The organism is Promicromonospora sp. NPDC060271, assembly GCF_042726755.1.
Taxonomy (GTDB): domain Bacteria; phylum Actinomycetota; class Actinomycetes; order Actinomycetales; family Cellulomonadaceae; genus Promicromonospora.
The window spans coordinates 1-10,410 of sequence record NZ_JBHXBG010000185.1 but is presented as its reverse complement, the minus strand read 5'-3'; the positions used below and the strand labels follow the sequence as shown (position 1 = coordinate 10,410).

At 68.8% G+C, this 10,410-nt stretch carries 10 protein-coding genes; all 10 read right to left on the bottom strand.

Annotation, left to right across the window (positions count from 1 at the left end; translation table 11 throughout):
• Positions 1 to 84: 84 nt before the first annotated feature.
• The 10 genes from ACFWE2_RS21810 to pgeF all read right to left on the bottom strand — a co-directional run bounded on the left by ACFWE2_RS21810 (position 85) and on the right by pgeF (position 10,338).
• Positions 85 to 609, bottom strand: a complete 525-nt coding sequence (locus tag ACFWE2_RS21810) for an NUDIX domain-containing protein (RefSeq protein WP_377226305.1) — start codon at positions 607 to 609, stop codon at positions 85 to 87.
• Positions 606 to 4,157, bottom strand: a complete 3,552-nt coding sequence (gene dnaE / locus ACFWE2_RS21805; protein WP_377226304.1) for a DNA polymerase III subunit alpha — start codon at positions 4,155 to 4,157, stop codon at positions 606 to 608. Before dnaE ends, ACFWE2_RS21810 begins: the two co-directional genes overlap by 4 nt.
• Positions 4,158 to 4,253: 96 nt before the next feature.
• Positions 4,254 to 5,183 carry an RluA family pseudouridine synthase gene (locus tag ACFWE2_RS21800; protein WP_377226303.1) on the bottom strand — a complete coding sequence of 310 codons (930 nt, stop codon included), beginning with the start codon at positions 5,181 to 5,183 and terminating at the stop codon, positions 4,254 to 4,256.
• The gene (locus ACFWE2_RS21795; protein WP_377226302.1) at positions 5,183 to 5,806 is read right to left on the bottom strand and encodes a signal peptidase II; all 624 of its coding nucleotides are present in this window, start codon (positions 5,804 to 5,806) and stop codon (positions 5,183 to 5,185) included. Before ACFWE2_RS21795 ends, ACFWE2_RS21800 begins: the two co-directional genes overlap by 1 nt.
• 239 nt (positions 5,807 to 6,045) lie before the next feature.
• Positions 6,046 to 6,570: a hypothetical protein gene (locus tag ACFWE2_RS21790; RefSeq protein ID WP_377226301.1), complete on the bottom strand. Its 525-nt coding sequence runs from the start codon at positions 6,568 to 6,570 to the stop codon at positions 6,046 to 6,048.
• 289 nt (positions 6,571 to 6,859) lie between these two features.
• On the bottom strand, positions 6,860 to 7,327 hold the full coding sequence (locus ACFWE2_RS21785) for a TraR/DksA family transcriptional regulator (protein ID WP_377226300.1): 468 nt from the start codon (positions 7,325 to 7,327) through the stop codon (positions 6,860 to 6,862).
• Positions 7,328 to 7,521: 194 nt separating this feature from the next.
• Entirely contained in the window at positions 7,522 to 8,166 is a 645-nt protein-coding gene (locus ACFWE2_RS21780; protein ID WP_377226299.1) for a DivIVA domain-containing protein, read from the bottom strand.
• A gap of 259 nt (positions 8,167 to 8,425) precedes the next feature.
• A complete protein-coding gene (locus ACFWE2_RS21775) occupies positions 8,426 to 8,719 on the bottom strand; it encodes a YggT family protein (RefSeq protein ID WP_357501586.1) in 294 nt (97 codons plus the stop codon).
• A gap of 144 nt (positions 8,720 to 8,863) precedes the next feature.
• Complete coding sequence (locus tag ACFWE2_RS21770; protein WP_377226298.1) at positions 8,864 to 9,334, bottom strand: cell division protein SepF; 471 nt, start codon at positions 9,332 to 9,334, stop codon at positions 8,864 to 8,866.
• Positions 9,335 to 9,600: 266 nt separating this feature from the next.
• Positions 9,601 to 10,338 carry a peptidoglycan editing factor PgeF gene (gene pgeF / locus ACFWE2_RS21765; RefSeq protein WP_377226297.1) on the bottom strand — a complete coding sequence of 246 codons (738 nt, stop codon included), beginning with the start codon at positions 10,336 to 10,338 and terminating at the stop codon, positions 9,601 to 9,603.
• Positions 10,339 to 10,410 lie beyond the last annotated feature (72 nt).

Sequence of the window (10,410 nt, the reverse complement as noted above, 5' to 3'; positions counted from 1 at the left end):
GGGCTACGCCACGGCGGTGGTCGCGCGAACCCTTCCGCCGAAGACGGGAGCTTGTTCTTGTCCGACCGGCGACGAGCCGTCCGGTCAGAAACCGAAGGTCATGAGCCGCGGCATCTCGGTGCCGTGCCGGCCCGCGTCGTGCACGGCACGCAGCACTGCGGCCTCGTGCGGGACGAGCGGCTGCGGCAGCGCGACGAACGGGAACCACGCCAGGTCGGCTGCCTTGTCCGCCTCCTGGATCGACGGCGTCCCGGTCCAGCGGGTGACCTCGAACATGAAGTCGACCCGCTGCTCGATCGCGGGCCCGCCCGGCTCGCCGCGGTGCAGCACGGTCAGCGGCCGGACGTCCTCGGGTGCCACGACCACACCGAGCTCCTCGGCCGCCTCGCGCACGGCGGCGTCGATCACCGACTCGCCCTCCTCGACGTGCCCGGCGGCCGCGCATGCCCAGAACCCGTCGCGGTAGCCGGTGCCCTGCCGTAGCTGCAGCAGCACCTGCCCCTCGCGCCGGAGGAAGAGGTACGCGGCGGGAACGAGCGCGAACCGCTCGTGGTCCCGCTCGTCGTAGCGGTCGCTCTCGACCGGCGCCACGCCGGGTGCCTCGGTCACGACAGGCAGCCCTGGCCGAGCAGTGCCTTCAGGTCGCCGAAGAGGGCGGGCGACTTCTCCACCCGCAGGCTGTCGGACGCCCGCACCAGCGTCTTCTTGCCCGGCTCGGCCACGACCACGTGCACCTCCGCCGAACCGGGATGGGTGGCGAGCACCTCGCGCAGCCGCACCATCGTGGACTCGATCGCCCGGGTGTGCGGCACCGTGACGGCGAGCGGCGAGTCGGAGCCCACCGTGACGTCGGGCAGGGCCAGCTCCATGGCCTGCAGCGACAGGGTCTCGTCGCGACGGCGCACCCTGCCCCGCAGCACCACCACCTGGTCCTCGACGAGCATCGTCGAGTACGCCAGGTAGGTCTCGCCGAAGAACATCACCTCGACGGCGCCCTCCAGGTCCTCGACCGTCACGGCCGCCCAGGGGTTGCCGTTCTTGCTCATCTTGCGCTGCACCGAGGTGAGCAGGCCCGCCACGGTCACCTGCGAGTTGTCGGGGCGGCCTTCGTCGGCGAGCAGGGACGCGATCGAGGTGTCGGCGGCGCGCTGCAGCACGTGCTCCAGCCCGGACAGCGGGTGGTCGCTCACGTAGAGGCCGAGCATCTCGCGCTCGAACTGCAGCTTCTGCTTCTTCTCCCAGTCGGGCAGGTCCGGTACCTCGACGGAGAAGCCCATGCCCGCGTCGTCGTCGGACGAGCCGCCGAAGTCCGCGAACAGGTCGAACTGGCCCTCGGCCTCCTTGCGCTTCACGCCGATCACGGAGTCGACGGCCTGCTCGTGCACCACGAGCAGCGAGCGGCGGGTGTGCCCGAGCGAGTCGAACGCGCCGGCCTTGATGAGCGACTCGATGGTGCGCTTGTTGCAGACGGGCGCCGGGACCTTGTCGAGGAAGTCCTGGAACGACGCGAAGGTGCCCTTCTCCTCGCGCGCCTCCACGATCGCGTCCACGACGTTGCGGCCCACGTTCCGCACGCCGGTGAGCCCGAAGCGGATGTCGCCGCCCACGGCCGTGAACTTGGCGGAGGAGTCGTTGACGTCCGGCGGGAGCACCGTGATGCCCATGCGACGGCACTCGTTGAGGTAGAGCGCCATCTTGTCCTTGTTGTCGCCCACCGACTGCAGCAGGCCTGCCATGTACTCGGCGGGGTAGTTCGCCTTGAGGTAGGCGGTCCAGTAGGCGACGAGGCCGTAGCCGGCGGAGTGCGCCTTGTTGAAGGCGTAGCCGGCGAACGGGACGAGCGTGTCCCAGACCGCCTTGATGGCGGCAGGGCTGTACCCCTTCTCCTTGGCGCCCTTCTCGAAGTTGACGTACTCCTTGGCCAGCACCTCGGGCTTCTTCTTGCCCATGGCGCGGCGCAGCAGGTCGGCCTGTCCGAGCGAGTAGCCGGCCATGATCTGGGCGGCGCGCTGGACCTGCTCCTGGTAGACGATCAGGCCGTAGGTCTCGTCGAGGATCTCGGCGAACGGCTCGACGACCTCCGGGTGGATCGCCTCGATCTGCTGCTGCTTGTTCTTGCGCAGCGCGTAGTTGATGTGCGAGTTCATGCCCATCGGCCCGGGCCGGTACAGGGCGATGACGGCGGAGACGTCCTCGAAGTTGTCAGGGCGCATCTGCCGCAGCAGGGACCGCATGGCCCCGCCGTCGAGCTGGAACACGCCGAGCGTGTTACCGCTGGCGAGCAGGTCGTAGGTGGCCTTGTCGTCGAGCGCCACCTTCTCGATGTCGATCGGGTCCTTGCCGTTCGCCACGATGTTCTCGAGCGCGTCGTCGAGGATCGTGAGGTTGCGCAGGCCCAGGAAGTCCATCTTGATCAGGCCGAGGCCCTCGGACGTCGGGTAGTCGAACTGCGTAATGATCGCGCCGTCCTGCGGGCGCTTCATGATCGGGATGATGTCGATCAGCGGGTCGCTCGACATGATGACGCCGGCCGCGTGCACGCCCCACTGCCGCTTCAGGCCCTCGATACCGCGCGCGAGCTCGACGACGCGCTGCGCCTCGGGGTCTGCCTCGTGCACCTGGCGGAACTCAGCGGCCTCCGAGTAGCGCTTGTCCTTGGGGTCGAAGATCCCGCTCAGCGAGATGTCCTTGCCCATGACGGCGGGCGGCATCGCCTTGGTGAGCTTCTCCCCCATGGCGTACGGCATGCCGAGCAGCCGGGCGGAGTCCTTGAGGGCCTGCTTGGCCTTGATGGTGCCGTAGGTGACGATCTGCGCCACGCGGTCGTCGCCGTACTTCTCCGTGACGTACCGGATGGCCTCACCGCGCCGGCGCTCGTCGAAGTCGACGTCGACGTCGGGCATGGAGACGCGCTCCGGGTTGAGGAAGCGCTCGAAGATGAGCCCGTGCTCCAGCGGGTCCAGCTCGGTGATGCCCATGAGGTAGGAGACCATCGACCCGGCCGCCGAGCCACGCCCCGGACCCACCCGGATGCCCTGGTCCTTGGACCAGTTGATGAAGTCGGCGACCACGAGGAAGTACCCCGGGAAGCCCATCTGGATGATGACCTCGACCTCGTAGTCGGCCTGCTTGCGCACCGCGTCCGAGTAGCCGTTCGGGTACCGCCGCAGCAGGCCCGCCTCGACCTCCTTGATGAACCAGGAGATCTCGTCCTCACCGTCGGGGACGGGGAAGCGCGGCATGTAGTTGGCCGAGGTGTCGAACGAGACCTCGCACTGCTCGGCGATGAGCAGCGTGTTGTCGCACGCCTCGGGGAGCTCCTTGAAGACCTTCCGCATCTCGGCGGCCGACTTCACGTAGTAGCCCGAGCCGTCGAACTTGAAGCGGTTCGGGTCGTCCAGCGTGGAGCCGGAGTTGATCGCCAGGAGCGCCTCCTGGCTGGTCGCATCCTCCTCGCGCACGTAGTGCAGGTCGTTGGTGGCCACCAGCTTGGCGCCGATGGTCCTGGCGAGCTCGAGGAGCTCCTTGGTGACCCGGGTCTCGATGTCGAGGCCGTGGTCCATCAGCTCGACGTAGTAGTTCTCCTTGCCGAAGATGTCCTGCAGCTCACCCGCGTACCGGACCGCCTCGTCCCACTGCCCGAGCCGCAGCCGCGTCTGGATCTCGCCCGACGGACAGCCGGTCGTCGCGATGAGGCCGTCGGAGTACCGCTCCAGCAGCTCCCGGTCCATCCGGGGCCACTTGCCCATCTGGCCCTCCAGGGAGGCCAGGGAGGACGCCCGGAACAGGTTGTGCATGCCGGTGTTGTTCTTGCTCAGCAGCGTCATGTGGGTATAGGCACCCCGCGCCGAGACGTCGTCGGCCTCCTGGCCCGCCTCGCCGTAGCGCACCCGCTTCTGGTCGAACCGGCTGGTCCCCGGCGTCACGTACGCCTCGACGCCGATGATCGGCTTCACACCGGCCTTCTGCGCCTGAGCCCAGAACTCGTGCGCACCGAAGAGGTACCCGTGGTCGGTCGTCGCGATGGCGTGCTGCCCCTGCCGCACGACCTCCTCCATGAGGTCGCCGATCCGCGCCGCACCGTCCAGCATCGAGAACTCGGTGTGGACGTGGAGGTGGACGAAGTCGTCGCTCTTCGAGGCGGTGGCGGTGGGCATGTCGTCGATCCTATGCCGCACCACCGACACTCCTCGGCAGATCCGACGGCGTTCCGCGTCACTCTCGCGGCGGGTCGCCCGGAGCCGCGTCCGCGGCTACTTGTACGTGCCCCGCACGACCTCGAGCGCGGCCTCCAGGTCGGCCGGGTACTGCGACTCCACCTCGACCCGGCGCCCCGTCGTCGGGTGCTCGAAGCCCAGCCGGTGCGCGTGCAGCCACTGCCTGGTCAACCCCACCTTGGACGCCAGGACGGGGTCAGCGCCGTAGGTCAGGTCTCCCACGAGGGGATGGCGCAGCGCCGCGAGGTGCACGCGGATCTGGTGGGTGCGCCCGGTCTCCAGGTGCACCTCGAGCAGCGAGGCAGCCGACAGCATCTCGAGCGTCTCGTAGTGCGTCACCGAGGGCTTGCCGTCCGCGGTCACCGCGAACTTCCAGTCCGAGCTCGGGTGCCGGCCGATCGGCGCGTCCACGGTGCCGGACGTCGGGTCCGGGTGGCCCTGGGCGAGCGCGTGGTAGATCTTGTCGACCGTGCGCTCCTTGAAGGCGCGCTTGAGGCCCGTGTAGGCGAGCTCCGACTTCGCGACCACCATCAGGCCCGACGTGCCGACGTCGAGCCGGTGCACGATGCCCTGTCGTTCCGCCGCACCCGACGTGGAGACGCGGTAGCCCGCGGCGATCAGCGCGCCGACCACGGTGGGCCCGGTCCAGCCCGGCGACGGGTGCGCCGCCACGCCGACCGGCTTGTCGATCACCACCAGGTCGTCGTCGTCGTACACGATGCCCATGCCGGGCACGGGTTCCGCGACCACCTCGACGGCTGGGCGCTCCTCCGGCACGTCGACCTCGAGCCAGCCGCCGGGCACCACCCGGTCCGACTTGCGCACCTGACGCCCGTCGAGACGTACGGCGCCCGCCTCGGCGAGCTCCGCCGCGCGGGTGCGGGAGAAGCCGAGCATGCGCGCCAGGGCGGCATCCACGCGGTCGCCTGCCAGCCCGTCGGGCACGGGCAGCGTGCGCAGCGCCATCAGGCGGGGTCGTTCTGGTCGTCCGGCCGATCCGCGGCGCGCTCGGCGGGCCGCGCGTCGTCCGTGTGCCGCTTGCCGTCCAGGCCGATGCCCCGCAGCGAAAGGAGCGCGATCAGCACGGCCGCGGAGACGACGGCGATGTCCGCGACGTTGCCGACGAAGAAGCCCGCGTAGTCGATGAAGTCCACCACGTGACCGCGCGCGAACCCGGGCTCGCGCACGAGGCGGTCCACGAGGTTGCCGACGGCGCCGCCGAGCAGCAGGCCGAGCGCCACCGCCCAGCCACGCGAGCCGAGCCGGCCGATCGCCCGGACGATGAAGACCACGACCACCGTCACGACGATGGTCAGGAGCCAGGTCATGCCCGAGGCGATCGACAGCGCGGCACCGGGGTTGTAGATCAGCCGGATGCCGAGCAGGTCACCCAGTATCGGGATGGTCGGCGCGTTCACGTCCAGCGCGGACTCGGCCCACCACTTGGTGAGCTGGTCGGCGGCCAGGACGAAGGCCGCGAGGACACCGGTCCAGACCACGAGCACACGGCTGCCGGACGACGGGGGCGTGGCTGCTGCGGGATCCGTCTCGTCGCCGGCCACGGCGGAAGGTTCAGCGGGAGTAGACATCAGGCAAAGTCTCCCATGCCGCGGACGGTACCGGGCGCCCGTGCCCGGAGACCGGGCGAACGGTGCCGCGCCCCTGCGCCACCGGCCGGCCCTCGGCACACGACAATTGATTTCTGATCAAGAGGCGGCACCGTCCGACAAAGCAGCGAGGCCCTTTCCCGGAAATCCGGTAAAGGGCCTCGCCTGGTGCAGCACTACCGTCGCGTCACCGCACGATGGCAGTCAATTGACACAAGGCGTCAGTTGCAGGCCACGTACTTCGTGAAGTTACCCGTGTTGAACAGGTTCAGCGGGCCGTCCCAGTGCCACGGAGCAACGCACACGTTGTTCGCGATGTTGACCGAACCGTCGCCACCGAGCTCGTAGTCGCCGTCGTTGCAGGCCTTGTACTCGGTCACGTTGGCGGTGCTGCCCACGTTGCCCGGACCCTCCCAGTACCAGGGAGCGACACACACGTTGTTCAGCACGTTGAAGCTGCCGTCGCTCTCCTCGTAGGAGACGACGTCACCGGCGGTGGCGACCTCCTCGGGGACCATCGCACCGTCGACGCCCGCGGGCAGCTCGGTCGTGCCGTAGCCCTCGAGCTGGTCGAACGCACCGTCGGCGGTAACGACGCCCAGCGGGTCCGTGGTGCCGAGCAGGTCAGCCGCGGAGGCCGCGTCCGTCACGCTGCCGGCGGCGGGCGCGCTGATCAGCTCGGGCGCGTCGCCCGTGACCAGTGCGCTCGCACCCGAAGCAGCTGCGACGACCAGACCGGCCGACATGACAACGGCTGCCCCTGCACGACAGGTTGCACGGAATCCTCGGATCATTGTGTTTTCCCCCTCGAATAGCTCAGACGAATGAGCGATGAACCACACACGTGTGATTCATCCCGACGAGCATCCGACGAGTAATTCACCCTGTCAATTCGAACGTGACACGGCACACAGGGAATAAAACCAGACATTCCCGGACCGAACCCCGCGGCATTCCCCCAGGAATACCCGTAACCCAGACATCACAACCTTGATATCGGATATTGACGGCCGCGGGGCTTCGCTGCCCCGCCGGTCAGGCTCCGCGACGCTCCTCGCGCGCCTTGGCCTCTACGGACAGCGTGGCCCTGGGGAACGCCTGGAGCCGCGCCTTGCCGATCGGCAGGTTGGTGAGCTCGCAGGTGGCGTAGGTGCCCTTGCGGATGCGGTCCAGCGCGTGGTTCGTCTGGTCCAGCAGGTCACGCATGTTGTTGACGAGCGTGAGCTCCTGCTCGCGTTCGAGCGCGCTCGAGCCGTAGTCGGCCTGGTCGTCGCCCGCGCCGTCGCCCGAGTTGCGTAGGAGGTCCGACAGCTCGCGGTCGGCAGACTCCAGCTCACGCTCGAGCCGTTCCTTGTCCTCGACGAGCAGCGCAGCCAGCTCCTCGACCTCTCGTACTGTCCAGGGTTCTTCGCCTTCGCGGACGGGGAACTTCTTCACGTCGCGCGTAAGGTTCGGGAACTCTTGCTTGATCGCGGCTCGCGTCGCGGTCGAGATCTTGGTCATGGGTTCCCCTTCACGGTCGCCCCCGGTGGTCAAGTCAACGAAGCGTAAGCACAAGCGGCCGGACGCACAACGGGGCACGCCGATGTGGCGTGCCCCAATCATGAGTGCGTATGGCGTGTCGCGCGCGCCGGCCGGGCGTGAGGTGGGGACGCCCGGCCGCCGTGCTCGACGGACACTCTCGACAGCGGGTGCTGTCAGATGCCCTGGGCCATCTCTGCCGGACGGCCGGACTGCTGGTTGTTGCGCGGCGGCAGGGCCGAGCCACGTGCGTCGAGATCGCCGAGCAGGTTCTGCAGGAAGCTCTTCAGACGGGTGCGGTAGTCGCGCTCGAAGAGGCGCAGCTCGTCGATCTTGCGCTCCAGCAGCGAACGCTCCTGCTCGAGCTGGGACAGCGTGCGGTGCGAGGTCTCCTCGGCGTCGCGCACGATCCGCGCACCTTCGGTCTTGGCCTCGGAGATGAGCCGGTCGCCCTCCTCCTGGCCCGAGCGCACGTAGTCGTCGTGCAGCTTCTGAGCCAGCTGGAGCATCCCGGTCGCCGACTCCGGCTCCGGGCCGCTGCCCTTGGGGCCACCCGCGGGACCCGTCGGCATGACGGGAGCCGCGACCGGCGCCGCCTGCGCACGGGCGGAACCGGCGGCCTCGCTGCGCGAGAGCTCGGCGATGCGCCGCTCCGCGGCGGCGACCTTCTGCCGGAGGCCCTCGTTCTCTTCCTGGACGTTGGTCAGGGTCCGCACGACCTCGTCGAGGAAGTCGTCGACCTCCTCGACGTCGTAGCCCTCGCGGAACTTCGTCGCGGAGAACTTCTTGTTGAGGATGTCCTCTGCAGTAAGCAGTGCCATCGTGTCACCTCGAAAGTTAGAACGTAGGAACGCAGATCTCGGACGTCGGAGCTGCCCAGCCGCGCGCCCTCCGCCGAAGCCCACGGTAGCGGACGAGATGGGCGTGGGACACCGGGAGCACCGCCGGGCACGATTTCCTCACAGAGTGTGCCGTGTCACCCCAGGCCATATCCATGCTCTGGTCAATGTTTCCGGGGCCTCGACGCAACAGCCCAAATCGGACATGCCACGAACCGGCACAGATTCGACACCTTCACCCTCACGCACTCGCGAGGAACCCGACCAGGCCCTGGAGCAGCGAGACGCCGAAGAACAGGACGATGAAGGCGAGGTCAAGCTGGACCTGCCCCAGCCGCAGCGGCGGGATCAGGCGACGGAGGAACCTCAGCGGGGGGTCGGTGACCGTGTAGATCGCTTCCGCGATCACGAGCAGCACACCACGCGGCCGCCAGTCCCGGGCAAAGAACTGCACCCAGTCGAAGACCAGCCGTCCGATGAGGAACAGGAGGAACAGCCACAGAACGAAGCCGATGAATTGCCAGATCACAGTCACAAGGCACAACCTAACCTGTCTGAACTGGGAAGCACACGAGAGCAGGGCCCCATACCTCGGGCCGTCGAGGGACATGTGAGGGGCGGCCGCCGTAGCGACCGCCCCTCATACATCGTCCAGCCAGATCGTCCGGCCCTGCCGGACTCAGCTCTGGTTGTAGAAGCCGCCGCGCCCGTTCGACTTCTCGGCCGGGGCCTGCTCCTCGGCCGCGATCTCCACGTGCTCGGGCGAGAGCAGGAAGACCTTGTTGGTCACCCGTTCGATCGAGCCGTGCAGACCGAAGATCAGGCCGGCGGAGAAGTCGACCAGACGCTTGGCGTCGGCGTCGTCCATGTCGGAGAGATTCATGATGACGGGGGTACCGGCGCGGAAGGCCTCGCCGATGTTCCGTGCGTCGTTGTACGACCGAGGGTGCACGGTCGTGATCCGGCGTAGGTCCGAGGAGGACAGGGCCTCACGCGGCACACCGTCGCGGTGCAGCGGCGTGACCTGCGCGTGCCGGTGGTCCTCCACGTTTTCCTCCAGGCCCTCGTCGTAGTCGTCGAGGTACTCCTGCTCGCCCTGATCGTCGGCGAGGCCCAGATACAGCATGGTCTTGCGAAGCGCTCCGGCCATCGCTCACTCTCCGTTCGTCGCCTGCTGTGCGTCCTTCTGTCTCGGTGTCCAGCGGGCCCGCAAGCAGGTCCGACCTTGACCCCTGGTCGAGGTCGCCTTGACAAAAGTAGCCCGGCGCAATCCGACCCGGAAGTGCGACACGCCGTGCCACGAACAACTTTGCCAAAGTTGTTCAGCGAATGCTCGCTAAAAACGACATCCGTGTGATTTCGCAGGTCAGAGCGTTGCTGTCGGCGTGTCGCGGGTGGACGATCCGGGCACCGGCGTCAAATGAGGGCGATGATCCCAGCTTGCCTGCCCGTTGTGGTAGTGGCCCTGCTGGCCCTGCGGTGGGAGAACAGGTCCGGGTCCTCCAACGTGCAGCGTTCCACCCGGCTCGCCGCGACGCCGCGCGCGGCGAGCTGCGCCATCACCCCGGACGGCAGGTCAAGCCCCGGTGTGCCGTCCCTAGTCGTCGCGTAGGCCTCGGGTACCACGTCGGCCACCTCGGCGCGCATGGCGGCGGGCACCTCGTAGCACCGCCCGCACACCGCCGGCCCGACGACGGCGCGCACGCGCGCGGGGTCCGCACCGTGCGCGACCAACGCGTCCAGCGCCCTGTGCACCACGCCGGCGAGCACACCCTTGCGCCCCGCGTGCGCCACCCCGACAACGCGCGCCTCCGGGTCGGCGAGCAGCACCGGTACGCAGTCGGCGACGAGGACGCCGAGGCCCAGCCCGCGTTCCGCGGTGACCAGCGCGTCGCCCTCCCCAGCCGACGACGGCGGGTGGCCGGCCGCCCACGCGGCACGCTCGGCCGGGCCGAGCTCCAGCACCTCGTCGCCGTGCACCTGGGTGGCGAAGGCGACCGGCGCGCCGAGCCGCTCGGCGACCAGGGAACGGTTGACCGCCACCCGGCCCGCGTCGTCGGACACGTTGAGGCCAAGGTTCAGGCCGCCGCCGTCCGACGTGCTCCAAGGGGCCGGCGAGACGCCGCCCGCACCGGTCGTGAAAAAGGCGTGCACCCCCACCCCCCGAGCGACGGGGTGCACGCCGGGGTGTCAACGGCGGTCGCACACCGGGGCGAGAGTAACCCG